Genomic DNA, 26,503 nt, shown 5'->3' on the forward strand with positions numbered 1-26,503 from the left:
CTGGTTATTGATTAGGGTTTCTGATAATTTTTGGATTGCCGTTTAATACATCCTGGCCTATTGAAGAATAATAGTTGCCAATGCGGAAACGGTGTGCTGCAGTAACGCGGCTGGGTTTAATTACTTTAAAAACATACTTTAAATGATTGGCGTTGCCCGGGTTGTAATATTTATAAGGCCATATACCAAATACCTGGGTACTGGTACGTGTTGCACTACCAATATTTGTGGCATTAATAAAATCGGCCGCCGACATGTTACTGCCGTTCCATACTTTATCGGCCAGTCGCCAGCGTTTCATATCCCAAAGCTCGTGCCCTTCAAAAGCAAACTCTACTTTACGTTCGTGTACAATCCTGTCGAAGGTAATTTCTGCAGGAGTTAAAGCTGTAGTTAAGCCGGCGCGATCTCTTACCGGTTTAATATAGCCTGCCGCAGCACCAAAATCGCCCAGTTCGAAAGCCGCTTCGGCTGCATTTAACAATACTTCGGCATATCGGTAACGGATCCACCAAACATCGCTACGGGTACCAATTTGCCCCGAACCTGTTGCGGGATCTAAATATTTACGGACATAAAAACCAGATTGGGCGCTGAATTCCAAACCATCAACAGGACCATCTTTTCCAACCACCTGTACCGATGCCGGATTATCAGGTAAAACTTTATCTTTAGTCTGTCCAAAATTATCGCCGGTGATAATGGTTCCGTTGGCTAACTGGTAACCAGCCCATATATCGACCGTTTTACCTTTAAACTGTGTTCCCGGAAGAATTACGGTACCGGCTAAACGGGCATCGCGACCTGCAAAAATATCAGTAATGTTGGTATAATAAACCGGATTTCCGCCTGCATCAACCGAAGCGAGTGAAGCATAGGTATTATCGAGTTTTTCGAAAGACTGCACCAGGTTTAAGGATGGATTTAACCTGCCGCCCTGTGCTTCTTCTGCCGATGAACGGGGCTGGTTATCGATGGTAAAGCCATGTACTTTATTGGTTTTCAATTTAAAGTCCTTTACAAATATGACCTCAGGGTTGCTCCCTTTATCGGTAAACAGCGCAGCAAAATTATCAGAAAGGTTCGGATTCTTTTGGTAAAGCGAATACTTACCGCCATCAATAATCTGTTTGGCTGCGTTTAGGGCTTTGGTAAAATAACCATTGGCTAAGGTCGAAGAAATACCCACTTCGCCACCTGGCAAGCTTAACTGCGAATTGCTGTATTTGGCAATAGAGCCTGCATACAGTGCTGCTCTGGCCTCCATTGCCAGCGCGGCGGCTTTGGTTGCCCTGCTTTTTACGGTTGCATCATCAGGCAGTATGGTTTTAACAGCTTCCAGTTCGGCAATTACAAAATCATAAATTTCGGCTTCTTTTGCTCTCGGGTATTGCAGATAGCTGGGATCGCCGCTGTAATCGTAATCTAAAGGTACGGTAATCAAGGGTACACCGCCCATGCGTTTTACCATTTCGAAATATACCCCTGCCCTGATAAAGCGTGCTTCGGCCATGAAACGGTCGCGGTCTGCGGGTTTCAAAGCTGTAGATTCCTGCCCACGCTTAATAAACATGTTCAGATCCCGAATGTAACCATAAACGCCCATATCCCAGTATCTCCAGGCATCGTAACCATATTCTAAATTCTGGTGACGGAAATAATCGCCACCTGCCGAGGCAAAACCCTCGTCGAAATCGGCAAAGAGCCACCACGACTCTATGCGTTGAAAATCAGGATAACGATCGTATAAATCGCCCACCACGGTAAGCACCAGGTTAGGATCTTTCCATACCGCATCGATCGGTAAGGTACTGGTAGGTTGTTTATCTAAAAATTCTGAATCTTTTTTGCACGACTGCCCAAAGCTTAAACAGGCTATGGCCACAAATGCGTATATATATTTTTTCATCTGACTAGTCTTTTTCATGTTACAACGTTAATTTAATACCGATATTAAAAAACTTGTTTTGTGGGTATTGCAATCCATTATCATCAGCAATTTCGGGGTCTACGCCATAATCTTTCAGGTTATCGAAAGAGAAAAGGTTATATCCGTTTATATATACCCTCGCATTCTGGATCTTGATTTTTTCGGCCCATCTTTTAGGCAGGGTATAACCCAGTTCGAGTGTACGCGCCCTTAAATAGCGTACATTGTGCAGCCAGAAAGTAGAGTTGCGGTTATTGTTACTGTGATCGCGATCGTTAAAACGAAGTGCCGGATATTTTCCTGCTACCCAGGGGCTGTTCAGGTTAAACGGATCGGTACGGTGCCAGCTGTCGTCAGCAAAGTTTTGCAATAAAGCACCGCCGTTTTGGAATGCCCAGCGCTGTTCCCAGTTCTGGTTCCACGAATACATGGCCCCACCAGAAAAATCGGCTGTAAAATCGAAGTTTTTGTAAGAACCGCCCAGTGTAAAACCAAAACCAATGTTTGGCTGGCCGGTAGTGGTATAACCGATTGGCCTTTCGTCAAGTCCATCAATAATGCCATCGCCATTCTGATCTTTGTAAATTAAATCGCCAGGCAATAGAGAACGGTTTCCTTTTCCATCGATATTCACTTTGTAGTTATTAATCTCATCAAAGCTCTGGAACTGTCCGGTTACTTCGTATCCCCAGAAAATATTGGTATAGCGGTCGGTACTGTTATTTCTGTAATTATCCCACGAGTTTCCGTAACGTGGTTTATATTGTTCTAAGAATTTTCTTCTGCTGATAGAGAAGTTACCGCCCACATTATAATTAAACTCACCAATTTTATCACGGTAGTTTAAAGAAAACTCACCTCCATATTGTGCATCGCTTTCTAAATTCTCCTGAGCCAAGGGATAGCCCAGTTCGATAGGCACCAACACGTCGTTTTTAACCGCCATTAAACCGGTACGTTTTCTGTAAAAGTAATCGGCTGTTCCCGATAGCTTACCTCCGAACAGGGTAAAGTCTAAACCGATATCGGTAATTTTACTCTTAAACCAGGTCAGGTTGTTAATAATCGGACCTTTATCTCTTGAAGTTGTGATGGTTTTTCCGTCGAGAATTGCTGTACCCTGATTGTAGTTATAACCCGGGATGTAAGCAAAAGGATCAATTCCCAGATCATCATCGCCCAGTACTCCATAAGAAGCACGAAGTTTCAGATCGGTAAGCACATTGCTTTCACCCAGAAGCGATTTCATAAACTGCTCCTGCGTAATGCGCCAGCCGATTGATGCTGAAGGGAAATAACCTACCCTTCTGTCTGGTGCAAATTTCCATGAAGCATCCCTCCGGCCCGAAAGCTCCAGATAATATTTGTTGTCGTAATTGTAATTTAACCTGGCTACGTAACCAATACGGGCCTGTTCTTCCTGTATGTCGGCAAAATCCTGTCCGTCCATATCGGCAAATTGCAGTACGGGTAAAATATTGGTTTGTGGTACCGCATGCTGGAAGGTGTAGGTTCTGAAACGGTCTAAACGTTCGGCCACCAACACGCCTCCAACGGTATGCTTGCCAAAAGTGCGGTTATAGTTGGCCTGAAGCTGGTAAGTATTGGTGTAAATTTTCTCGTTCCTGCGCTCGCGGTAAGGGTTTGAGCTACCCACCTTCTCTTCATAAACACCAGTTTCAGGGTGATAAGTATATACATTGTAGGTGTACTCGTGCCCGTTAATGATATTATCGGCAATGTAATAAGAGTATAAACCTTTTATTTCCAGCCCTTTTATCGGGGTATCGTAAGTGGCCGATAAATTGGTTTGCAATACGCGCCAGTCTGATTTCCAGTAACCGCTTAAGGCTTTGCTTTGTACGGCAAACTGTTCGGTATTGTGGCCAATATCATTCGGGTAGTTCGGGTTACCATTGGCATAGGCTTGCTCGGTTGGACGGTTACGCAACAGGGCAAAACGTGCAGCCCAGTAGTCATCGCCCCCTGGTACGCCCGGCTGGTCGCGACTTTCGATACGGCCATTAATTAGCATCCCTACCTTAAAGCGGTTGGTAATTTTAGCTTCGATATTGCTCTGGATATTGGTACGGTTAAATTCGAACTCACGTGCAGTTCCGTACACGCCTTTCTGATCTAAACGGGTAGCAGAAAAGTAGTAGTTTACTTTATCACTTCCGCCAGATGCGCTTAAATTAACCGAAGTTTGTGGCGCATTGGGTGCAATGATAATATCTTTCCAGTTCTGGCTTTGGTAACCATATTCGGTACCGGCTTTCCATTTATCAAGCTCGGCCTGGGTAATATTGGTTGAACCGTTCTGGTTCATCTCGGCAGTTGCCTTGCCCAGCATCCACTGGTAAGCGTCGGTAGTTTCCGGAAAACGCACCCAGTTTTGCCAGCCGGTGTAGGCATCAACACTAAAAGTATTGCGGGTATCGTTTTTACCTCTTTTGGTAGTTACTAAAATTACCCCGTTGGCTGCACGGCTACCATAAATAGCGGCCGATGCGTCTTTTAACACACTGATTGATTCGATATCGTTTGGCGAAATGTTATTGAACTGGCCTGCATCCTGCTGAATCCCATCTATTACATATAAAGGGTTACCCATGTTACGGATCTGAATATTGGCTGATGCACCTGGTCTTCCATCCGGCATCCGGAAAGATACCCCGGGCAATTTACCTGCAAGACCTGTACTTACGGTAGAGCCGCCATGTACTTTTTCTAAATCTTTACTGCTGATAGATGAAATAGCACCGGTAATGGCTTCTTTCTTTTGTGTGTTATAACCCACTACTACCACTTCCGAAAGATCATTATCAGCGGGTTTAAGTTTAATATTAACCTGCGAACGGCCTGCAAGCGCAACTTCCTGGTTAATATAACCTATGTAAATAAAAATCAGCGTGGCGTTTTTATCCGCTACCTGAATTTTAAATTTTCCATCGCTACCAGTGGTTACTCCTGTACTAGTTCCTTTAACTTTTATGCTTGCACCAATAATGGTTTCACCTTTTTCGTCGGTTACCGTACCGGTAACAGTAGCTTTCTCCTGCGCGCTGAGTTGCAATGAAAGTAAAACCAGGGTAAATGAGGCGAAAATAACTGCGCGTACCTTGTATTTCAAAAATAGCTTTTGAAAAAGGTACCAATCGCGGCAGGCCATGCTGCCAGAAGAGAGTAGACTTCTTTTCATAAAGGTTTAAAATTTGGTTAGTTTGTGATAAAGGTGTGTACACCCAATTATCTATTTCAAAGATTGGCTTTTTAGGCACCGGGTGGGCTAACACTTTGTATCAATCTTTCTTCAATTTGTCTCGTTTTATCGATTTAGTACAATGCTTTAACTACTGTACTTATGCAATCAGGTTTAATTTCAGCCCCTATATCTTTGCTTTTGCTTTAATTTCAATGAAACCTTCCCGCCATGGGCAGCAACAAATCATTGTGGCAATAAAACCTTCCTACCATGGGTGGCGACAAATCATTGTGGCAATGAAACCTTCCCTCCATAGGTGGCAACAAATCATTGTGGCAATGAAACCTTCCCGCCATGGGTGGCAACAAATCATTGCGTTTAACAACAAAAATTAACCACAGATAAAAATATGGACACAGCTATTTATGCTAATCTGCGTTTATCTGTGCGCATCCCCGCCTGACCGGCTGGGCAGGGGTGGTTAAAAATTAAGTCCCCCTTATTAAGGTTGCCCCATATAGAAATCAAATGGTTTATCGCGGTCGCAAACCAGTGTGCCATCTTTAAACTCGAGTTCGGCTACGTGTATGGAGGTCCGTTTGTTCGAATAAGAAAATGCACCATCTGCATCAAGCGTGCCTTCGAAATGCACTTTCCTTCCGGGATGGGTAAAATAAAAGATATAAGCCTTATTCCCGATTACCTGAACATCGGCATGGGCACCTGTTGGGGTATCTTCTGGCCTATGACCGGGTACATCGAGCACCAGACCTTGTTTTTCCCAGCTTTTACCATCTTTTGAGCGGTATACGCGCTGACCATGCCACTCATCGGTAATCATCCAGTACCAGTTATTAAAAAAGAAAGCCTTTGCTCCTTCATGTGGTGCGCCACCAATGGCCGGCTCGGTTTGTGCAGTCCAGTGTTGCAAATCGTTGCTTTCGGCTGTCATGGTAATACTGCCTTTCGAGCTGTCTTTATACCAAATATGCCATTTGCCATCAGGCATTTTTAACAAAGTCGGATCAATTACCTCTTCTGAATTCAGGGAGATGAAACCCTTATATTGCCATTTCCACAGGTTTTTACTGGTATAATGCGCTATTCTTGCCTTGCCTCCCCAGTGGTTACGAACGCCCTCAATGTAAGCCAGGAACATATGATACACACCTTTTTCGTAAATTACATCGGGCGCCCAAAAGGTATTTAAGCCAGGTTCGAAATCCAGATCAAGCGCCCCTTTGTAGACGAAGGTCTGGCCGTTATCGGTGCTGGTAGCCACACCTATATGGGTACCGTAGCAATAGGCAACATCGCTGGTTTGGGCGTTGGCCCTGCGCTGGGTGTACAGCATCCACCAGCTTTTTTCGGCATGGTTATATACCATTACCGGGTCGGCGGCGCCATCGTAAACCGGATCGCGATATAGCGGTGAAGGTGCAATACGCATTTGCTGTGCCCCTGCTTCAAGCGAGAAAATGAGCAGGATAAATAAGCCGAAAGTTTTAATATTTTTCAATTTGAAACTGATTTGGTTAGTGGCATGCAAATAATGGCATTTGCCCCACTGCGCAAAACCGATCTGTCTCAATTTTTCTACTTATCTGCTCAAATTCAATTTTGGCTTAAAACCAGGCAGATCTTTAATATATTTGATCTTGCCGACCAATATCCAATTGAAAAAATTTGTCATTCTCTTTCTGTTGCTATTTACCGCCAACGCACTGCTGGCCCAGCCCTACTATTTCAGGCGCTATCAGGTAGAGAACGGCCTATCGAACAATACCGCATTTTGCAGTGTACAGGATGCCAACGGATTTATGTGGTTTGGCACAAAAGACGGATTGAACCGTTTTGACGGTTATAGCTTTAAAACCTACCGCCATGATGCCGATCAGCCTGGCAGTTTGGGTAACGACCTGATTTACGCCCTGCATCATGATGATAAAACCCTTTGGGTAGGTACCAACGATGGCGTTTATGAATACAATCCGCTAAAAGAAAGTTTTACTTCGGTTAAAGCAACCAAAGGCATGCGCATTATCGATCTGGGAAGCGACAATAAAGGTAATTTATGGGTACTCTCCTCCTTTAAAATCTACCTCTACAACAAAAAAAATAAGAGCACTACCGCTTTTACTTCCAATGCCCCTTTCGATGCCTCATCGGTAGCTGTGCTTAAAAACGGCAGCATCTGGATCAGCACCGGCCGCGGTACGGTTGAAAGGTATAACCCTAAAAGCAACAACTTCCAGAGTTTTAACATTAACGGGAAAGGTAAAAAGCCTGAATACGGCTGGGTTGCCAAAATTGCCGAAACCACAAAAGGTGAGCTTTTGATCGGGACCACTAACCAGGGGATTAAACTGTTTAACCCGCTTACGCTGCAATCGAAAGATTTGCTGAGGCTGAACAGTGATCAAACACCCATATTTGTACGCGATATTAAACAGGTAGCCAGTCACGAATTCTGGATCGGAACTGAATCGGGTATTTACGTGTACAACGATGAAACCAGTCAGATTACGCACATTACCAAGCAGTACAATAACGATTATTCGCTAAGCGACAATGCCATTTACACCATTTGCGCCGATCGTGAGGGGGGCGTGTGGACAGGCTCCTATTTTGGTGGCGTTAACTATTATTCGAGCCACACCTCTTTCTTTACCAAATATTTTCCGCAGGAAGGCCGCAACTCCATCAGCGGAAGCGATGTAAGGGAAATTACCAAAGATAAGAAAGGTAATTTCTGGATCGGTACAGAAGATGCAGGCTTAAATAAACTCGATGCCCAAACCGGTGCCTTTACACATTTTCTGCCCGATGGAAAAAAAGGCAGCATTGCTTATTCCAACATACATGGCTTGCTGGTAGATGGCGATAAGCTTTGGGTAGGTACCTTTGAACATGGCTTGGACCTTTTTGACCTGAAAAGCGAAAAAGTTATTAAACACTACCAGGCTGGTGTGGGCAATGCACTGCGCACCAACTTTATTGTTACCTTTTGCCGCACACGCAGTGGCGAAATTATAGTAGCTACCATAAACGGCATTTATCATTACAACCGCAAAAAAGACGATTTTGAACCCATCCCCGATTTGCCTTTTATTTTTTACGATTCGGTTATCGAAGATCACCAAGGCAACATCTGGGCCGGCAGTTTTAACGATGGTGTGTACTGTTTTAATTTATCGAAACCTGGTTTTAAAAATTACCGAAACAAAGCAAGCGATCCGGGGAGTTTAAGCCACAATACGGTTAACAGTGTTTTTGAAGACAGCCGTAAAAACATCTGGGTTACCACCGATGGTGGCGGCATCTGTAAATTTGATGCCCAAACGCAGCAATTTAAGCGCTATGGCAGTAAAAATGGTTTTCCGAGCAATTACCTTTTCCGCATTGCTGAAGATGCCAGCCACCGATTCTGGATCAGCAGTACGCGTGGGCTTATCCACTTCGATCCGGCCACTGGACTCAGTAAAACCTATACCAAAGCAAACGGGCTGTTAACCGATCAGTTTAATTATAATTCGGCCTTTCAGGATAGCGATGGCCGCCTGTTTTTTGGCAGTGTAAAGGGGCTGGTAAGCTTCAATCCTACCAATTTCAGAACCAATTCTTACGAAACACCTGTTTTTTTAACCGGCTTTCAGGTAAACAGTACCGAAATTGGGGTAAAAGGTGCCGATTCGGTGTTAAACAAATCGATTGTATACACCGATACCATCGAGCTCAATTATGATCAGTCTTCATTTAGTATCGATTTTGCCGCATTAAGCTACCTTTCGCCGGCCATGACCGAGTATGCTTATAAAATGACCGGCCTGTATAAAGACTGGGAATATTTAAAAACAAACAGAAAGGTTTACTTTACCAAACTGGCTCCGGGCAAATATACTTTTGAGGTGAAAGCGATGGTAGAGGGCAGCAACAAATGGAGCAACAAGAATGTAAAATTGCTGATCAGGATCAGGCCGCCTTTTTACCTAAGTCCACTGGCTTATTTCATTTATGTGATTAGCGCCGCAGCCATTATCTTTTACCTGGTACGCCGTTACCACCTTAAAATTGCGCTTAAAAACAGTCGCCGGATGGAAGTTTTCGAACACGAAAAGCAGAAAGAAGTGTACCAGGCCAAGATTGAATTCTTTACCAATGTGGCGCACGAAATCCGCACCCCGCTTACGTTGATTATCGGCCCTATGGAGAAACTGATTAAACAGGCACATGCAGTTCCGACTATCGAAAAAAACCTGAAAATAATGGGGCGCAATACCGATCGGTTACTGAAATTAACCAATCAGCTGCTTGATTTCAGGAAAACGGAAACCAGCGATTTCTCGCTTAACTTTGTAAAGGCCGATATCCAGGAGATTTTGAAAGACGTATTCCTGCAGTTTCAGCCCGCAGCGGAGCAGGAAAATATCAACTACCACATTAACCTGCCAGATAAACCACTTCTAGCCTATATTGATGTAGAGGCCTTTTATAAAATTATCAGCAACCTGCTCGATAATGCCATTAAATACAGTAAAACTACGGTAGAACTTGTTTTAGAACAACCTGAGGGCGAAGATCAGTTTAAGGTATTGGTTAAAAACGATGGAAACCGGATTGGCATGGAACTTAAAGATAAAATTTTCGAACCCTTTTTCAGGGCTAAAGAAACTGAAATTAAAGCCGGTACGGGCATTGGGCTTTCCATTTCCAAATCGCTGGCCCAGCTGCACAGCGGCGAACTGTATGTTGATTTTAATCACCCTGATTTTAATATATTTGTATTGGCGCTCCCCATCCATCAACTTATTGAATTTAACCTGAACGGAAAATGGAAGAAACTGTAACGGCGCCAGCCTCGAAAGATGTCGAAAAATCGGTGGTATTGCTGGTTGATGATAACGAAGATATCCTTGATTTCATTTCTGACGACCTGGAAGAAAAATACCAGGTACTACAGGCGCGCAATGGCCTTGAAGCGCTTGAAATTTTACAACATGAAATTGTACAGCTCATTATCAGCGATGTAATGATGCCCGAAATGGATGGTTTTGAGCTTTGCGCCAAAATTAAATCTACGCTGGAGTTTAGCCACATTCCGGTTATCCTGCTTACGGCAAAAAACACACTGCAATCTAAAATAGAAGGCTTAGAGCTCGGTGCCGATGCGTATGTAGAAAAACCTTTCTCCCCCGAGTTTTTACAGGTGCAGATTTCGAGTCTGATTAAAAACCGGAACAAAATCAAAGAATATTTCTCAAGCTCGCCGCTTTTACACATTAAAAGCATTGCTTACTCTAAGGCCGATGAGCTATTTTTAGAGAAATTGCAGGATACCATCAATAAAAACATCCACAACCAGGATCTGGACGTTGAACATCTTGCCGAGAAAATGAATATGAGCCGGCCTACGCTGTACCGTAAAATTAAATCGATTTCGAACCTGAGCCCCAACGAACTGATTAATCTGGCCAGGCTAAAAAGGGCTGCAGAGCTTTTAAATGAAGGAAATTTAAAAATATATGAGATTTCGGAAATGGTGGGTTACAGTTCGCAATCGCACTTTGGCCGTAACTTTTCCAAACAATTTGGCATGTCGCCAACCGACTACCTGAACAGTAAACTGGCCGAGAAAAAGAAATCTTAATCCAGTCATTATCAATTTGTTTTGTGCTTCTTTTTGCGTAAATTGTTCTAACCAAAATATAGAAATTATGAATATGCTTAAGAAAATCCAAAACTGGGGTGACCACCACCACCCAAAATGGTTAGACTACTTCAGAATTTTACTCGGACTGGTTTTAATTTGGAAAGGTGTAGATTTTTACATCAACATGCAGGCCTTTAACATCCTGATGCGTGGCGCTTTTCTGGGTACGGCCATTAGTATCAGTTTACTGGCACATTTAATTATTCTGATGCACATTATTGGCGGTATGGCCATTGCTTTAGGTACCTATACACGATTATTTTGTCTCTTAAATTTACCCATTTTGATTGGTGCGGTATTTTTCATCAATATTTCGGCAGGCATATTTAAACCTTACTCTGAATTTTGGTTTTCTTGCGCCGTACTCTTCGGATTAGTCTGTTTTTTAATTGAAGGGAATGGAATTTTATCGGTCGACAGGCAGAAACCTTACCCCGGTAAGGCAGCTTTAGGCAAAAATCACAACTAAAATTGACCCAAAATCGCTTATTTCAGCCTGCTAAATCATTTTTTCAAAAAAAATATTCAAGCTAACTAAATGATTAGCAGAACTTAAAAAATTAATATCAATAATAAGTTATAAAAGGTTTGCAGATTAGCTTCAACTTCGTACTTTTGCAGCGGAGAGCTGGCAGAGTGGTCGAATGCGGCAGTCTTGAAAACTGTTGACTGTAACAGGTCCGGGGGTTCGAATCCCTCGCTCTCCGCCAAAAATGGTTTAAAACCTTACAAAAGCCCGCAAATCGTATGATAGCGGGCTTTTTTGATTTTTGGAAACGCCAAAATGTGCATAAAATAGCATACTTGAGGTGAGCAATTCGGTGAGTAAATTCAAAATTGAAAAGTGCGCACTCGAAAGACCGTAACACACTAACAAACAACGTGTTCCGAAGATATACATCTTGATTTTTAATGACTGCAAAGCTAATTTTGTTACACTTTAAGGTGAGTCATTATGAAGATTAATTTGAGTTTACTCTTTTACCTAAAGAAGAGAAAAAGTTACAAAAACGGCCCTGTAGATATCTACATGCGGGTTACAGTGAATGGAAAACGTTCGGAAATTACCACTGGCCGGTCTTGCGAACCGGAGAAATGGAGTATTTCTGCAGGCAGATCCTCTGGAAAAACCGAGGACTCCCGAACCTTAAACGCTTACCTGAACGATCTAAAAACAAAGATTTATGAGATCCATCGCCAGCTTATCCAGAAAGATGAAGAGATCACAGCGGATATCATCCGCGACAGATTTTTGGGAAAGGAGGAAACACCAATTACATTGGTTAGTGTTTTTCAGGAGCACAACCGAAAAGTTGAGATTCTGGTAGGTAGTGAATACACCAGCGGAACAGCTGAAAGATATCGCACATCCCTCAAGCACACGATTAATTTTCTTGAATGGAAATATAAGGTTAGCGATATCTCTTTAAAGAAGATCAACCACCAATTCATAAGCGAATATGATTTTTATCTGAGATCTGTTCGCAAATGCAACAATAACTCAGCGGTAAAATATTTGAAAAACTTTGGAAAAATTATTAGGATTTGCCTTGCCAACGAATGGATGTCTATTAACCCATTTTTAAATTACAAACATAAAGTTAAGCCCGTAGAAAGAGAATATCTTACTGAAAAAGAGATTAGCACTATAGCCAGTAAAGCAATGGTGAGTGAGCGGCTACAACAAATAAGGGATATCTTTTTATTCTCCTGTTTTACCGGACTTGCTTACATTGACGTAAAGCAGCTCAAGCGTGATGATATTATCCAAGGAATTGATGGCGAAAAGTGGATATCGATCAAAAGACAAAAGACCAATATCCCTTCACGCATTCCTCTGCTTCCCACAGCGATGACACTGATTGACCGTTACGGGGACAACCAAGTTTGTGAAATTACCGGTACAATTTTTCCAGTTTGCAGCAATCAGAAGATGAACAGCTACCTTAAAGAGATTGCCGATATCTGTGGCATCAAAAAGCAAATCACCTTCCACATAGCCCGGCATACCTTTGCAACAACGGTTACTATGCTGAATGGAGTACCCATAGAAAGCATATCGAAAATGCTGGGACATACCAATATCAAAACCACACAGCACTATGCCAAAATGCTGGATATTAGGGTAAGCACAGATATGGCCAAATTGAAAGCAGAGGTAAACTATCAGCCTATCAACTTCAACCCAAAGATTGTACGTCCCAAATCAGCTGACCATGGAAGACAGTAATCATGTGATCAGTATAACTGATGAACTAATCATCAACCGGATCTATATTATCAGGGGACAAAAAGTGATGCTAGACGAAGACCTCGCAGAACTCTATATGGTAACGACTGGAAACTTAAATAAAGCAGTAGTCCGGAACATAAAAAGGTTCCCGGAGGATTTTATGTTCAAGCTGAATGATGATGAATTCAAGAACTTGCTCTTCCAAAATGGAACAGCAAGCTGGGGAGGAAGGCGCCAAGCACCAAATGTCTTCACGGAAGCAGGCGTAGCGATGCTTTCGGGTATCCTTTCCAGTGATCGGGCAATTAATGTTAACATTCAGATCATGCGAATTTTTACCAAGATGCGACTTTTGCTATCTGACAACATGGAGTTCCGCATAGAGCTCGAAAAAATCAAGAAAAAGTTGACCAATCAAGATAAAAACATGGAAATAGTATTTCATTACCTCGACGAATTGTTGGAGAGCAAAGAAAAACCCAATCCTCCGAGGAAGCGTATTGGATTTAAACCGGACGATCTTTAAGATGTTCTTTGAAGAATTCAAGGAGCCGTTATGGCACCTTGAATTCTTAAGTAAACAAGAAGTTCAATTTCTGCAACAAACTTAAAGTTATGATCCCTGCATAGTTACAGTGAATTGACAATATGTGGTATCAGGGAAATTTTTGCGTATATGCAAAAAAGCGGGAACAGCGGGGGATTGAGCATAAGGGTTCCGCAGGCCGCAATGTGCGGTGGGCTCATACTCAAAAGAAAATTCTGTTTCAAATATACCTTCCTTTGCAAGCGCCGGAAATACAACAAAGACTCTCTGGGGAGAGCAAAGCATAAATTAACGATCTCAAAAGAAAAAAACAGAATTAGAAATTCAATCTGACAATTAGTAAGAATTGACCAACTGTCGGATTAAGTAGTGGTTATTACAAATTATCACTTTTGATGCCTTTCGAATCGTTATTTAAACAGCGTTACAACAGATTACCTGGTGCATAACTAAGTGCCCCTGCCAGGCCCCAAATTATTCCCTCGTTCCTGAGCTTTCCATAATTCTTCCTGTTTTTCCCGTTGTAAATTCAGCTCCGCCTGTATCTTTTGCTGGTGTTTTAACTCTATTGCTTCCGGGATCCTATTCACCCAGTCGGGTAAATCCCGAGTCCTTGCGGTAATAATACCCTGTTTTATCGTCATTAAAGAAGATATTTTAAAGGATTCATTTTCACCAACATTACTTTGCATGATATCCACGGTATCAAACCTGTCGTAGAATTTGATGAGGTTTTCCAGTCCCCCGGCATAATTTTTATTCACGTTTTCTGCATCAACAAAGTGTCCACCAGCCTTAACCCTCATATCAACCCTGTTTATTGATGCCTGTACCGATGGCAACCCAATAAAAATTAAGTTGGTCTGATATCCCTTCTCTTTAAACTGGGCAACAGTTTTCATTACTTCATTGGTTCTGAAATTGGTTTCAAATGCAAAATCCGTTCCGGCAGTGATCGCCCTGTTTTTTCTTGCCTGAAACACATATTCATTTGCCGACTCATACAATGTTCCGCTATCTGTCATTGGATATTTGTGTTTCAAAATAGCAAGTTCCTTATCCCCATTAAATATATCTGTACCCGGTGGCACAAAAGTTTCAGACAGGGTTGATTTGCCGGCTCCATTGGGGCCGCTCAAAACATACAACTGTAAAGGCTTCATTTAGTCCAGTTTAGCAATCACCTTAATAATGCCTGTCATAGCATCTACACTAACAAGTTCCTTATGATCTGCATATTCATTAACGAACAAATCAGGACTTGTACACAAATCGTTTTGATAGGTGATGAAAGAACCCTTTTCCAGATTGGCCTTCTCCACTTCACGTATACGGGCATCGAGGAGTTCTGATTTTTCCTGCAATGTGCGCTCGTGAAAGGGAATAAATGTTAATTTGGCCATTAGTTTATAAAAAGGACTGTTGGGGTCTATTGCAGATTTGAGCTTTGGCCAGTCACTGAGTAATACAAGTACACCCTGTGGGGTTTCCATTGCATCAACATAGATGCTTAACGCTAACGGCTGAAAATCTGGGACATTCAAATTTACGGAATTTCTCATGTTTTATCAAGTTTAGAATAATGCGTCAGTGTTTATAAAAATAATAAGCCAACCAAATTGTAAATGCAAGGCAGGTGATGAGAACCAGAAAAGCTATTACAACCCGTTTAGTCGCTTTAGCGAAATGATGGTGGTTCTTTACGTTTATCGTATTTGGAATGTGTGATACTATCTCTCTGATCTGCAACATGGTGTCATCCATATTTTTCTGATGGTTACTTGCCAGAAAGCGCTCAATACTCTGCCTGAGCATTTGCAGGTCACTGGTATAATCAGGCACCCTTAATTTGGGATACTCAGGTACACGGGCTTCCAGAAGTTTTATCCTTTCCGCATGTATTTTTTGTGTTTTAAGAATCGTTTCGATCTGCTGCTGTTCTTCGCTCATATTGTTTGATTAAAGGTTAATATTTACATGCTTTGGCCATGGGATTGATCCTTCGACCGGCCTTTCTTTTTCTTCCTTTTTTTACGCATACTCCCAACGGTATTAGATTGGGCAGGCACAAATGTGGGCTCAAGCAATATTTCAAGAAAATTGCCTGCGGTTTTGCCAACAGTGCCTAGCATATCGGTGGAGGTTTGAAACATACCTTCAGCCACATCTCTGATCAGTTCCCTGGCAATGGACCGGGACTGGTAATTTGTGGCTGATCCTTGCCTGAGCATATCCAGTTGTTCGCGCTGGTTCAGGTTCCCGTTCTTTTCGGCCACTGCGTAGGCCATTGTTTCATTCAGGTTCCGTTCAAATTTAAAAAACTGATCAAACAGGCCCTCACCGGATTGGATAAATGCAGTACGTTTAAATTGTCCTACTTTTTTAGAATGCTGCTCATTCTTGCCCTGGGAGTTGTTCATCGGGCTGAGTTTAATCTTATTGGTCAGGTCTTTTCGGCTCACAATCACCTGCACATGCACCTGATTGCCCGTTTTGAGTTCACCCCGACGTTTGGTTCCGTCTTTGACCTCTTTATCCTTATGTCCATAATATCTATGGTTTTCCAGTTTAGCAAACCATACCAGGTCTTTGCTACTATCAATCCCATGACGTTTAAAGTTACGGGCATATTCATCCATCACCTTAACTGCATAGTCTTTTAACTTGTTCCTGAAATTATTTTCCCCATGTCTGTCTATCAGGTGTTTGATTTCCTTTTGGCTTGGGCTGATGTTGATCAGGAAAAACTTAGGGTCTTTTTTACTAAGTTTGGCAACATTACCGTCAATGGTTCTCCTGACTTCGAAAGGCTCAAAATCTTTTCCAAGGTGGTTAAACCAGCGTTCTTCCAGTTTATTATATATCCTGTTTTCCTTTTCCAGATAATTGATCAAGGCTCCGCTACTCCCCTTGTTGTCGGCTGTTATAGTATCTGTAATATTAATAAACATATTCTACAGCTTTTTAATCTGTGCTTTACAGTTGTCCACAAGCTCCTGTCTCCTGATTCCTGAGGTGGTGATTCCGAAGGTATCCCTGATCTGGATATAGTTATCCAGTATATACATGAATTTGGCTTTCAGTTCCTCTTTGGTGTCCAGTTTGAGCTCAACCGTCTTCATCAGAGAATCAAGCTTTACAAACTTCTGCACCTGTAAGTCCTGTTGTTTTTCAAGAACCTTTAGGCCCTGGATCTGCAACTCATTATGCCTGAGCACTTCCGTATTGAATGCGTCAAGCACTTTACCTAAAGCAGTGACCACGCGTCCAATTTCTCTTTTGGTGGGGATTAAAAGGTCAGCTTCCTGGCTCTTGATAAAACTGATATAACTATTGTGATTTTTCAAGAGCGTATTTTTTAAAAGATCATCATTCAGGTCTAAAGGGTCTTTCTTACTCTTGTAGAAATAATCTACCATCTGTTCAAACACAATTCGCTTATCCCGGCCTAATTTTAAAGCAAGCGTATTGAATTTGGTATTTGTAGTTTCGGTGAACCTGACCGTTTTGGTAAAGGTTTTGGTCTGCGCTGTCATCGTTATTATTCTTTATATCCTAAAATATTGCCTGTTATCTGTGTAACCTATCTGCTTACCCATAGACTACTTAGTCTTATCCTTACAGGAGACACGCTATTCTCCCATAACATTGTCTTAAATAGCCCATAACAGGGCAGGTTCTCCCCGGAGGAGAACCAAAACCCTATTTGCAGCGCAAATAGGCAAGAAAAGTAGGGCTTTGCCCCACTTCGGCTTGCTCCTTTTTCTGAAAATGAAAAAGGACCTTTCAGCATAATGTATAACCTTTCTATAGCTACATAGAAAACAAAACTATAGGTACGCGAGAGAAATGATTCTCCGAATCCCAGTATTTCATATTCACATGAAAGGCTATGCACCTAATACCTATTTGGGCGCAACACTGTTAAAGCTGATTTGGCTGGCTGTAATCGTGTTGTAGCTTGGATTATAGTCTATCAATCCCTGGTTGACCAGTTCCCTGAGACATTTATGATAGGTACTAAATGAGCGGATAGCAGAAAGTGACATCAACTCTCTACGCGTAATTCTAAATGGACTCTTCTGCCCCTGTTTTTGGCAGCAAATCACCATTGCAGTGAAGAGACTGATATGGCTCGGCAGGATACTTCTCTTAGCTTCCGACTGTTTTAGAAAGTCAAGATGAATTTTTGAGGTATTAATCATAGTTCCCCTCCCTCCCCCATAAGTTTTTCGATATCTGCGTAAGCATAATAACAGATACTGCCAACTTTTTTAAATGGCAGTGTACGGTTGATACGCAGGTTTTGTAGCGTACCTGCAGAGATTTTTAATAATTGCCGAACCTCTGCACTCCGTAGCCATTTCCTATGATCAGATGCTACGTAAATACCAGTATTCATTTTTTTCAGCTCATCAAAAAGTTCAATTTTAAACTTTTGGAGATCAGCTTCTGTTAAGATTTCTAATTGCATAAATTACCTCCTTACTAATTAATTCTTTAGCAAAGATGTGATGGTAATAGGCAGATACAATGACCAGTGCATTGTGCTGGTCATGTCTAAAATGTGTACTGGATAGAGTTTTTTATTTGATGCTTACAATTTTAAATAATTGCTGGGCCGGATAAATGAAAGTTCCTTTAGTTGGAATATCTCCCTCCTTTTCGACAAAGTAATTCCTCGCGGTTTCTACCGGAATGTCTTTTTCGCCATGGCTGAAGAATTTGGCAATGATTTTGGCGTAAGTTATCTTGTGATCGCATCTAAGCAGTAGTCTACCCGACGGCAACTTTAGATTACGCATCTGTTGCAGGAGATCGACCAAAGTTGGCAGATGTTCATCTTCAATACTGATTTTTTGTTTTACTTCGTATTGGGTCAACTCGGCGACCTGTTGCTTTAATTTACCTATCTCATTAAGATGTTTTTGGATAATCAGGTCTTTCTCTTCAATCACAAGCGCCGCCGGTCTGGCGTTCCATTTATCAATTCCATTTAGAAATCCTTGAAATTGTTTTAATTTCTCTATTCTAATCAAATTTTGCTCGTGGTCACTGCCATGAGGATTCTTACTCTGCAAATAGCTGATTCTGGTTTCTGTTAGGTGCCATAACTGCCTGAAAAACTCTTCCTCCCCGGCAACGCGGTTTTTTATGGTATGATTAAGGTGATATGCATAATATTCGGCATACTTGCCCGCGTCTAACTTATAAAGCTTTAACAGAAAATGACTATCAGCATTTCGCTTCCAGGGACCGAACAGATTGCCAATATCATAGGGGTGAGGAAAAAAATCAAAGCGTTCACGTGTTTTAAAAAAATCTACTATCATCAGCATATTATTAAATGAATCTTCAGGACTTTAGATAAATTTAAATTAAAAAAATCGCATATACGAGTTTTGCTAATGATAAAGGCTTTTTGTTTGCTTCGCATTCAGCGTTAATAATCACTAGTATTAAATGATAAATTCTCAATCACTAAATTTATCAATCCTGCAAAATGCGTAATCTCTTATTAAAAATGGATGTTATCCCGGGTCTGCTGAAAAAGCATAACGCATTGTTTTTCATTTGTCTATGTTGGTTTTCGCTAACATTAGCTCAAGATTTTTCATAGGGTTTGCTTAAAAAGCATGCATTAGATTTTCTGCTACAAATTTTTGACCAATAAGCACAACTGATTACTATTAATTTTTTGGTATATATGGCTTATTTTTGTTTTAAAAGATGCTACTTTAAATAAAAATTTGAAAACCTTGAATTTTTCAGCAGCCCTATCTACACCGTTAAATGATAGTATTAAAAAAGAGGTGGGTTTTCGGCACTAAAACCATAGAGAAATATTCAAAAAAGCTGATTTCTAAGTAATTACTCCGCTAGATTCGACACCCTTTCGCTCCGTAAATCTTTAAACTGACCTTAGTGATATATTGTATCTTTATTGAATATTCTTTTATCGCAATTGAATATTTCAGCCGAAATGGCTAATTCCAGTTTTTGTTGGAAAAGTCTGTTGAAAATTAATCTTTTCTTTATCACAGTCAGCGTGAGTGGCTGCAGCGGCATCCTCCGGCAGGGAGATACAGTGGAAGACGCGGCCCTTCAGGGACACGCCAAAAAAATCTATATCAAATATCTGGAAATCGGTGAGTAAAAGCACAGCTCCGCACCGCGAATGATCCGTGATTTCAACGCATGAGAGAAAATGGCGGCATAACCAGCCACACTACTCTGCCTGAATTATCACAAAACACCTGACGACAAAACTGGCGCGTTAGCTATTCCTGGAATTGATCAGGTTTACAATCGCCTTAGCCATCATATCTTTTTCTTCAGATTTGCTTTCTGCAATCATCAGAGTAAGTGCCACCAGTGCATTATCTGCTATACGTTTTGACCCATCATTTTTGTATTAAACCCCATTTTTATCTAAAAACCACACAAACAGATAGGCGGTAATGCGTTTGTTCCCATCAGAACAAGAATGGTTTTTCACAACAAAATACAGTAGGTTGGCAGCTTTTTATTCTATGCTCGGATAAAAATCTACCTCACCAAATGACTGATAAATTTGTTGCTATAGAGCTTTTAAATGATTCATCCTTCTGGTTACCAAACAACCAACTTCCGCCAAATTTCTCTTTCAAATCTCAAATCGCTTCCATTGCCTGCTCATAAGTCGCAATAAAAGTCTTTCCGTCTCTGGTTGTGTTCTCAATCGCAAGTTGCTGGTGATCATACTTATCTAGAACATCAAGTGCATAGGCGTAATCAGTAACCACTCTTAACAAACCCACCGCTTCTTCAGAACTCAGTTCATTGGTATTCACCACATTCTTAAGCAAACTAAACGTATTCTTTAAATAAATGAGTTGCAGCTCCTGGTCCTTCAACCTTTTCTCATTAAGCGCGTAACCTTTGACCAGATATTCCTTTAGCACCTTATTCGCCCATATGCTGAATTGAGTACCTCGTTTTGATTTAACCCAATATACTACAGATATAATTGCATCCAGGTTATAATATTGTATAGTTCTTTCTACTTCTGTACCACCTTCAAATTGAACTGTTGCATTTTTTGCAACAGTTGCTTCTTCTAGCAATTCACCCTGATTAAAAATGCTATTGATATGCCTTGAAATAGTTGATTTATTCTTGCCAAAAAGTTCAGGTATTTGATTTAATGCTAGCCAAGTACTTTCATCTGCTACTTTAACATCAATAACAGCATCACCTTTATCTGTTTGATAAATAATAATTTGATCGATTGTGTTCATAATAAGTTTAGACATTTACTATAAATATTTAACCCCCCTATTGAAGCCCAAGAAGGAACCCCGTAAAACGTTGGAGTAAAAAAGGATGGCAAAAGAAAACGTTTCTAACCGCTTTGCATTTTAGTATAGTCCAAACGTGTTTTTATTTTAACGATTTCATACCAAGCTACCGAAACAAATCCCAGGCTAATGCTTATCAAAAGTGCGCCGAGGCTAAGCGGCTCAAACCCAAAGAAAAAAGCCAGCGGTTTCCAATAAATCAATGTAAATGAAAATATCAGGGTTATCATGATTATAAGGGGTACCAAATTATTTTTGTAAGCGATCACCGTAAACAGAGAGTAAAAAAAAGAACGGTTAACCAGGGTTAGCCAAATATTTGCGCTAATAAGGCAACTAAACACCATAGTGCGGGTCAGCGCTTCACTAGTCCCAACACCTATAGCGTACTGGTAGGTTGAAAGGGTTGCCATGCTGATTATCAATCCCTGTAGGATGCTTGTAGACAATTCCTTCCAGTTGAAGAATGTGGTAGTGAATGGCCTTGGCTTTTGCGACATGGCATTTTTTTCCATTGGTTCGTTTTCATAAATCATTGAACAGGTCGGCCCCATGATGAGCTCGAGAACGATGATATGGACAGGTGAGAAAATAGTGGGATAAACCCAGTCGAGCGCGAGTGGAATGAATACGGTTAATATAATTGGGATATGAATGGAAATAATGTATTGAATGGCTTTTTTCAGATTGGCATAGATACGTCTACCCATGGCCACCGCTTTGATCATCTTTGACAGATCGTCCTCCAGGAGTATCAGCGAGGCGCCCTGTTTGGCAATCTCAGTTCCCTTTTTCCCCATTGCAATACCAATGTGGGCGGCTTTTAAAGCAGGACCGTCATTGGCCCCATCCCCAATCATTGCCACGACCTGTCTGCCAGCTTTCAGCGCATTTATTATCCTCAGCTTTGCCTCAGGAAACATGCGGGTGAAAATATTCGAGCAGTTGACCTTTTCAAGGAGTTCCTTCTCAGAGAGCATCATGAGCGCATCGCCGCTGATAACTTCGTCTGCCCCCCTAAAACCGATCTGGTTAGCGATGGCACGTGTTTGTGCCGTCCTGGATTTATTTGTCAGGGGTGGAAACGCTGGGTTATCCGTAAGGAATTAACATCATCCAAATGGCACTATGAAGGAAGGGTTACTATTTGATGCTCTGGAAAATTTTAACTTCTGATTTCACGTCTCATGAATAAATAGTAGGCCAGTGCGAAACAAGCTACGCTAAAGGCAATCATGCCACTGATTTGAGGCCACACGATCATCAGGCTTTCCTTTACCGGAAGTGGTGCCGGGATGGCGCCTGAGAGTTGTTCCATGCTCATTGGCCCCAGACTTCTCACAGATGGCATTAGCAGCGTTGTAGCAGCATCACTGTAAAGCTGGTTGGGGGCTATTCTGAGTATGTTTAGGATTAGCTCATTATAGCCCATCAACTGGCTCTGGGTAAGATAGGCTGGATCGGGCATAAATGCTTTAACGGCTAAATTAATGAGCATGGGATAGAACACGGTGAAGAAAAGCCATATCCCTAGAACGCTCAGTGCCGAGGTTGCCGGCTGTCGAAAAATAATGGAAAAAAGGATAGCAAGGCTTAGATAAAAGCTGATGTAAACAACTGTCGTGAGCGTAAATCCCATGATCCGTATGACCTCCTGGGGCTCTATCCTAACGCCGGTGATGAGCAGTCCACTGCCAATCATGAGTAGGCTTAATGAGAAAAACAGCGTGACGGTGATTACTATGGGGCTGTAGATTTTAGCGAGTAAGATATTGTCCCGGTAAATGGGCTGGGCGATGAGCCTGGTGAGCGTGCCTGCATTCATTTCTGTATTTATCGCATCAAAGCCCATGCTGATGCCAAGCAGTGGTGCTAGAAAGCTGAGTAGGATGTGGAATGGAGGCATCGATCCATCTCCACCCGTCAGCAGCTTGAGGTATAAGAATGCGTGGTCAGGATCCTGGGTATTGTTGAATACGGTTCTGATATTCGATACTCCGATATACATGGATGCTGCGAATGTAAAAAAAACAAGTAGCAGTAGTAGCATGAAGCGCCAACTTCTGATCAGGTCTGTGATTTCTTTGCTTGCCATTACCTTGAAAGGACTTGGGATTCTTGGTATTATGAGCTTATTGGAGTCTGTCATGGTTGAATATTTTTAAAGTGTCTTGATTCACCTTTTGATGTTTTCGAGTTGCTGTATTCGAAATATCGCTGGTAGATTTCGTCCAGGCCGTACTCCTTTTTGCTCACGCTGAGGATGTCTTCTCCTGATTCAATAATGGTGCGAATAATTTTTGGTGTAATATCTTCGGTGGTGTGGAACCTTAAAACTTCGCCTGATATATCAAGCGCGTTAATGGCTGAGTAACTTGCAAAGGTGCTCTTCAAGTGATCAATGGATTTTGGGATACTTGCAAGCTTGATTAAGGTTTCCAGGCCTGTGTTTCCAAAAAGTTCGCGGGATAAATCGGTTAGGGTTCCTTGAGCCAGAAGCTCACCCTCGACGAATATCCCAACCCGGTCGCATACCTGTTGGACGTGGTGAAGATGGTGTGAGGAGAGTAATACGGTGAGCCCATGCTGGGAGCTCAGGCGCTTAATGAGTTCCAGGAATTCCTTTACACCGGCTGGGTCGATACCGAGGGTTGGTTCATCAAGAATGATCACTTCGGGCGATTTAATTAATACATCTGCAAGGCCCAGGCGCTGTTTCATGCCGCGTGAATAAGCGGAAGTTTTTTTGTTCGCTGCATCTTTGAGCCCAACAATTTCTAAAACTGTGCTGGTCCGCTGATTGATAATGGCCTCATCGAGGCCGTTTAGTCTTGCGATATAACGCAGGTTTTCCAATCCGGTCATCTGGGGATAAAAACCCAGGTGATCTGGCATATATCCTACTTTTCGCTTGATGAGTATGGGATTGCGTGTTGCATCATATCCGCACACAGTTGCACTACCACTATCAGGCTCGGTAAGTCCGAGCATCATCAAAATGCTGGTGGTCTTTCCAGCGCCATTGGGACCAAGCAGACCAAATATTTCGCCGCGGTTGATTTCAAGGCTAAGCTTGTTTACTGCTTTCTGGGAACCATAACGCTTACTTAGCTCCTGCAGTTTTATTATCGGATCCATCTTTTATAAGTCAAATTAATGGTAATAAAAGATGAATTTATCTTCTGCCGTATTTACGGATGAGTGCATATACACATCCCAGGGCAACCAGTATAACCAGCACCCCTATCCAGCCTGATAGCAGGGAGGTCTTGATGAAAATACGGAATGCAGCCTGGCTGGAGACGTTGTTACTAGCAAGGTTAAAAGTAGCCGCATAATCTCCGGCAATGGTTTTATCAGGTACTTTTAGCAGTACTTTCACCCTCCTAGTTTTACCGGCTTCGAGTTTTTCGATTTTCGCAGGTTCAAAACTCGTTTCCCATCCGCTGGGTAGCTGCGAGGTGACTTCCAGGTTTTGCAAAGGAAGCGTTCCGCTATTTCGGACTTCAAGTTCGATGTCTTTATGGCTTCCTGAGGTCAATTCCTCGCTAAGTCTCCCGCTGGGGGTAGCGATTATTGCTGCGTAATTTCCTTTCACTACCGCTTCAAGCGCAACTGAAAGGGTTTGCGCCGGGGACACGGCTTTGAAAGGGATGATATATTTGCCCACTTTGGCATTACTGGTTGCTGTAATTTCCAAGGCTATCTCCCTGCTTTGCCCCACCTCCAGGTTCAGGGAAGTAACCGTACTTCCATCTACCCGGGAACTCATTTGCCATCCTACAGGCAGTTCTGCCTTTAGCTCGTATAGCTGCCGGGAGAAGGTTGTGTTGTGCAGGGTGAGAGAAAAGCGGAAGGGCTCATTGGTAGCGGATTCGATGTTAATCAACTTCGCGTTGAGTGCTGAACTCGCTGTTGAAGGTTGTTGTTTCTGACCATTAGCTTTCGCTCCGGTTAGTAAAGCCGCTGCTAATGAAATTGTGCTGAATACTTGTCTAAAGTTTGTCTTAAGTAAATTTTTCTGTGACATGATCTAAACCAAAAATTTTAATAATTGCTCTAAAAAATGTTTTCCGGATTGTTATCTGATTAGGATTCAAAACAAAAAAAGTGAACGTTTTTTTCAAAACCTTTTAACATTTTTTAACAATTCTATTTTTTTTGAATAGGTCTATGCAGTCCTGAATTTACTTGTCGTTAAAAACTTCTATTATTAAGATCTTAAACATATATACGATAAGAAATTTCCGTACTTTTACGACGAAGAATTTGCATTCAAAAAAATAGAGGTGAGTTTTTGGTTAACCAACTAAAAAAACTCAAAATACTGATTTACAAATAATTAACGCAAAGGTTCGACACCCTTTCGATCTAACTCATTGTCACAACTTTTTTTCACTTTGCGACAGGGATAAAAGCGGATACATGCCAGTGAATAAGGTCTGAGGGCGTATGAGGGGATAGCCCGTCAGCTCACATCATCTTTATTGATTTTAAATATTTCCATATTGATAAAGTTTAATAGAACAATAGATTACTTAAAATAATCATATCAGTAGATTAAAAGAACCTGCAGTGTAGCAACGGAAGAAAGAACCACATGTAACTCCTTCGCCACCGATTAGATCAACTTCTTCGCTAATCTCATTTTCACCTATTGGCTTTCCTGGCAAGGACTGTACAGAGCAAATGGGCCGGAAGCATAGTGTTACAGGCGGATGAACATAAAGTTCATATGCCAAGAAAGAATAAACACATAAGCATTTAATTTAAATGCTTATGTGTTTATTACTGGAATTAAAACATCCCCAAAAGGCTAAAAATTACTTATTTGATTGTAAATATGTCTAGTTATTTTAAGAAGCGATAGGTGTGAATTTTTCTTGTAAATTTTGAATTATGTCTCGCTTTTCACCCTTAGAAAGCTGATATATCCTACCACTCATCATTGTTACTGTCCAGAGCTGGCCAGATGAAGAACTCAGGTATGCAATTTCACTAATAACCTCTCTCTCACCAGTCAATGCTATTAATGTAACCCCAACGTGAAGATGATCTAAATTTACATTGCTAAAATCGATTGCATTATCATTCATTGAATAGTGTATTTGGCAGGTATTATCGAGACAAATAAATATTTTTTTACATTAAGATCAAGGGTTATGATTAAAATCACAATTTCCTTTTTATAAAGTGATAAACTAATCTTAGCAGGTATCATCGACCTCCATCTATTGTTCATTTTTCAATGCCGAGAATCCTTATTCAGTCCAAATCTGATCCAATATTGTACTTAAAGTTAAGTTTGTTAACATGGTTATATTAGTGGTAAATCATTAAGTTAATTCAAGCAAATCAGAGATTGTCTGAGCAAACATTTAAACGCAATACTGCATTCTAGATGGGCTGCCAATGGAATCCAACGCTGATCAATAGGTCTACTGGCATAACAAATATTAGCTCCCCCAAAGTCCTGCTTTGAACCGATGGTGGAAATACATAAGTCGCCCAAAAATAAGCCTTGCAACCATTTGCAAG

General features: G+C 41.6%; 21 protein-coding genes, 1 tRNA gene and 1 pseudogene. 6 read left to right on the top strand and 17 right to left on the bottom strand.

Annotated features, from left to right (window positions below):
* Positions 1–4: 4 nt before the first annotated feature.
* The 3 genes from OC25_RS07465 to OC25_RS07480 all read right to left on the bottom strand — a co-directional run bounded on the left by OC25_RS07465 (position 5) and on the right by OC25_RS07480 (position 6,654).
* Positions 5–1,909, bottom strand: a complete 1,905-nt coding sequence (locus OC25_RS07465; protein WP_039473939.1) for a RagB/SusD family nutrient uptake outer membrane protein — start codon at positions 1,907–1,909, stop codon at positions 5–7.
* A 19-nt stretch (positions 1,910–1,928) separates the two neighbouring features.
* Positions 1,929–5,132 carry a SusC/RagA family TonB-linked outer membrane protein gene (locus OC25_RS07470; protein WP_245221927.1) on the bottom strand — a complete coding sequence of 1,068 codons (3,204 nt, stop codon included), beginning with the start codon at positions 5,130–5,132 and terminating at the stop codon, positions 1,929–1,931.
* Between the two features lie 505 nt (positions 5,133–5,637).
* The gene (locus OC25_RS07480; protein WP_167335373.1) at positions 5,638–6,654 is read right to left on the bottom strand and encodes an exo-alpha-sialidase; all 1,017 of its coding nucleotides are present in this window, start codon (positions 6,652–6,654) and stop codon (positions 5,638–5,640) included.
* A 157-nt stretch (positions 6,655–6,811) separates the two neighbouring features.
* Between OC25_RS07480 and OC25_RS07485 the strand changes: the two genes are divergently transcribed.
* The 6 genes from OC25_RS07485 to OC25_RS07510 all read left to right on the top strand — a co-directional run bounded on the left by OC25_RS07485 (position 6,812) and on the right by OC25_RS07510 (position 13,604).
* Positions 6,812–9,982, top strand: coding sequence for a ligand-binding sensor domain-containing protein (locus tag OC25_RS07485; protein WP_167335374.1), 3,171 nt, complete (start codon positions 6,812–6,814; stop codon positions 9,980–9,982).
* Positions 9,967–10,782 (top strand): response regulator transcription factor, encoded by an 816-nt coding sequence (locus OC25_RS07490; protein ID WP_039473671.1) that lies wholly within the window; start codon positions 9,967–9,969, stop codon positions 10,780–10,782. Before OC25_RS07485 ends, OC25_RS07490 begins: the two co-directional genes overlap by 16 nt.
* Before the next feature lie 67 nt (positions 10,783–10,849).
* Positions 10,850–11,314, top strand: coding sequence for a DoxX family protein (locus tag OC25_RS07495; protein ID WP_039473673.1), 465 nt, complete (start codon positions 10,850–10,852; stop codon positions 11,312–11,314).
* Positions 11,315–11,467: 153 nt separating this feature from the next.
* Positions 11,468–11,555, top strand: a tRNA-Ser gene (locus OC25_RS07500).
* 245 nt (positions 11,556–11,800) lie between these two features.
* On the top strand, positions 11,801–13,075 hold the full coding sequence (locus tag OC25_RS07505) for a site-specific integrase (RefSeq protein ID WP_039473678.1): 1,275 nt from the start codon (positions 11,801–11,803) through the stop codon (positions 13,073–13,075).
* Positions 13,062–13,604 carry an ORF6N domain-containing protein gene (locus OC25_RS07510; protein WP_052266032.1) on the top strand — a complete coding sequence of 181 codons (543 nt, stop codon included), beginning with the start codon at positions 13,062–13,064 and terminating at the stop codon, positions 13,602–13,604. The genes OC25_RS07505 and OC25_RS07510 overlap by 14 nt, the downstream gene beginning before the upstream one ends.
* A gap of 470 nt (positions 13,605–14,074) precedes the next feature.
* Here the strand turns inward: OC25_RS07510 and OC25_RS07520 are convergent, their stop codons facing one another.
* The 14 genes and pseudogenes from OC25_RS07520 to OC25_RS07580 form a co-directional block, all read right to left on the bottom strand.
* Positions 14,075–14,788, bottom strand: a complete 714-nt coding sequence (locus tag OC25_RS07520; RefSeq protein ID WP_039473682.1) for an ATPase — start codon at positions 14,786–14,788, stop codon at positions 14,075–14,077.
* Positions 14,789–15,187: a hypothetical protein gene (locus OC25_RS07525; protein WP_039473685.1), complete on the bottom strand. Its 399-nt coding sequence runs from the start codon at positions 15,185–15,187 to the stop codon at positions 14,789–14,791.
* A gap of 25 nt (positions 15,188–15,212) precedes the next feature.
* Positions 15,213–15,575, bottom strand: a complete 363-nt coding sequence (locus OC25_RS07530) for a hypothetical protein (RefSeq protein ID WP_039473688.1) — start codon at positions 15,573–15,575, stop codon at positions 15,213–15,215.
* Between the two features lie 23 nt (positions 15,576–15,598).
* On the bottom strand, positions 15,599–16,576 hold the full coding sequence (locus tag OC25_RS07535) for a DUF5712 family protein (protein WP_039473691.1): 978 nt from the start codon (positions 16,574–16,576) through the stop codon (positions 15,599–15,601).
* 3 nt (positions 16,577–16,579) lie between these two features.
* Positions 16,580–17,161 (bottom strand): BfmA/BtgA family mobilization protein, encoded by a 582-nt coding sequence (locus tag OC25_RS26810; RefSeq protein WP_052266033.1) that lies wholly within the window; start codon positions 17,159–17,161, stop codon positions 16,580–16,582.
* 665 nt (positions 17,162–17,826) lie between these two features.
* The gene (locus OC25_RS07545) at positions 17,827–18,099 is read right to left on the bottom strand and encodes a helix-turn-helix domain-containing protein (protein ID WP_039473694.1); all 273 of its coding nucleotides are present in this window, start codon (positions 18,097–18,099) and stop codon (positions 17,827–17,829) included.
* A 112-nt stretch (positions 18,100–18,211) separates the two neighbouring features.
* Positions 18,212–18,958, bottom strand: coding sequence for a hypothetical protein (locus OC25_RS07550; RefSeq protein ID WP_039473954.1), 747 nt, complete (start codon positions 18,956–18,958; stop codon positions 18,212–18,214).
* Positions 18,959–20,040: 1,082 nt separating this feature from the next.
* Positions 20,041–20,139: pseudogene (locus tag OC25_RS28535) on the bottom strand (hypothetical protein); the annotation flags it as partial.
* A 139-nt stretch (positions 20,140–20,278) separates the two neighbouring features.
* Complete coding sequence (locus OC25_RS28225) at positions 20,279–20,905, bottom strand: virulence RhuM family protein (protein WP_209435577.1); 627 nt, start codon at positions 20,903–20,905, stop codon at positions 20,279–20,281.
* A 104-nt stretch (positions 20,906–21,009) separates the two neighbouring features.
* Entirely contained in the window at positions 21,010–22,041 is a 1,032-nt protein-coding gene (locus OC25_RS07560; protein ID WP_082018539.1) for an HAD-IC family P-type ATPase, read from the bottom strand.
* A gap of 89 nt (positions 22,042–22,130) precedes the next feature.
* Complete coding sequence (locus OC25_RS07565) at positions 22,131–23,114, bottom strand: ABC transporter permease (protein WP_209435578.1); 984 nt, start codon at positions 23,112–23,114, stop codon at positions 22,131–22,133.
* Complete coding sequence (locus OC25_RS07570; RefSeq protein WP_052266034.1) at positions 23,111–24,103, bottom strand: ABC transporter ATP-binding protein; 993 nt, start codon at positions 24,101–24,103, stop codon at positions 23,111–23,113. The genes OC25_RS07565 and OC25_RS07570 overlap by 4 nt, the downstream gene beginning before the upstream one ends.
* Positions 24,104–24,140: 37 nt before the next feature.
* A complete protein-coding gene (locus tag OC25_RS07575) occupies positions 24,141–24,854 on the bottom strand; it encodes a COG1470 family protein (RefSeq protein ID WP_167335375.1) in 714 nt (237 codons plus the stop codon).
* A gap of 967 nt (positions 24,855–25,821) precedes the next feature.
* A complete protein-coding gene (locus OC25_RS07580) occupies positions 25,822–26,061 on the bottom strand; it encodes a hypothetical protein (RefSeq protein WP_039473699.1) in 240 nt (79 codons plus the stop codon).
* Positions 26,062–26,503 lie beyond the last annotated feature (442 nt).

It is taken from the genome of Pedobacter kyungheensis, assembly GCF_000812965.1.
In the GTDB taxonomy this organism is placed as follows: domain Bacteria; phylum Bacteroidota; class Bacteroidia; order Sphingobacteriales; family Sphingobacteriaceae; genus Pedobacter; species Pedobacter kyungheensis.

What these genes read in the sequence shown, in the direction of transcription:
- OC25_RS07550 (WP_039473954.1), bottom strand. Translation starts at nt 18,958, where the DNA reads ATGATAGTAGATTTTTTTAAAACACGTGAACGCTTTGATTTTTTTCCT.
- OC25_RS07465 (WP_039473939.1), bottom strand. Translation starts at nt 1,909, where the DNA reads ATGAAAAAATATATATACGCATTTGTGGCCATAGCCTGTTTAAGCTTT.
- OC25_RS07505 (WP_039473678.1), top strand. Translation starts at nt 11,801, where the DNA reads ATGAAGATTAATTTGAGTTTACTCTTTTACCTAAAGAAGAGAAAAAGT.
- OC25_RS07510 (WP_052266032.1), top strand. Translation starts at nt 13,062, where the DNA reads ATGGAAGACAGTAATCATGTGATCAGTATAACTGATGAACTAATCATC.
- OC25_RS07525 (WP_039473685.1), bottom strand. Translation starts at nt 15,187, where the DNA reads ATGAGAAATTCCGTAAATTTGAATGTCCCAGATTTTCAGCCGTTAGCG.
- OC25_RS07530 (WP_039473688.1), bottom strand. Translation starts at nt 15,575, where the DNA reads ATGAGCGAAGAACAGCAGCAGATCGAAACGATTCTTAAAACACAAAAA.
- OC25_RS28225 (WP_209435577.1), bottom strand. Translation starts at nt 20,905, where the DNA reads ATGAACACAATCGATCAAATTATTATTTATCAAACAGATAAAGGTGAT.
- OC25_RS07545 (WP_039473694.1), bottom strand. Translation starts at nt 18,099, where the DNA reads ATGCAATTAGAAATCTTAACAGAAGCTGATCTCCAAAAGTTTAAAATT.
- OC25_RS07565 (WP_209435578.1), bottom strand. Translation starts at nt 23,114, where the DNA reads ATGACAGACTCCAATAAGCTCATAATACCAAGAATCCCAAGTCCTTTC.
- OC25_RS07495 (WP_039473673.1), top strand. Translation starts at nt 10,850, where the DNA reads ATGAATATGCTTAAGAAAATCCAAAACTGGGGTGACCACCACCACCCA.
- OC25_RS07490 (WP_039473671.1), top strand. Translation starts at nt 9,967, where the DNA reads ATGGAAGAAACTGTAACGGCGCCAGCCTCGAAAGATGTCGAAAAATCG.
- OC25_RS07470 (WP_245221927.1), bottom strand. Translation starts at nt 5,132, where the DNA reads ATGAAAAGAAGTCTACTCTCTTCTGGCAGCATGGCCTGCCGCGATTGG.
- OC25_RS07520 (WP_039473682.1), bottom strand. Translation starts at nt 14,788, where the DNA reads ATGAAGCCTTTACAGTTGTATGTTTTGAGCGGCCCCAATGGAGCCGGC.
- OC25_RS07535 (WP_039473691.1), bottom strand. Translation starts at nt 16,576, where the DNA reads ATGTTTATTAATATTACAGATACTATAACAGCCGACAACAAGGGGAGT.
- OC25_RS26810 (WP_052266033.1), bottom strand. Translation starts at nt 17,161, where the DNA reads ATGACAGCGCAGACCAAAACCTTTACCAAAACGGTCAGGTTCACCGAA.
- OC25_RS07580 (WP_039473699.1), bottom strand. Translation starts at nt 26,061, where the DNA reads ATGAATGATAATGCAATCGATTTTAGCAATGTAAATTTAGATCATCTT.
- OC25_RS07570 (WP_052266034.1), bottom strand. Translation starts at nt 24,103, where the DNA reads ATGGATCCGATAATAAAACTGCAGGAGCTAAGTAAGCGTTATGGTTCC.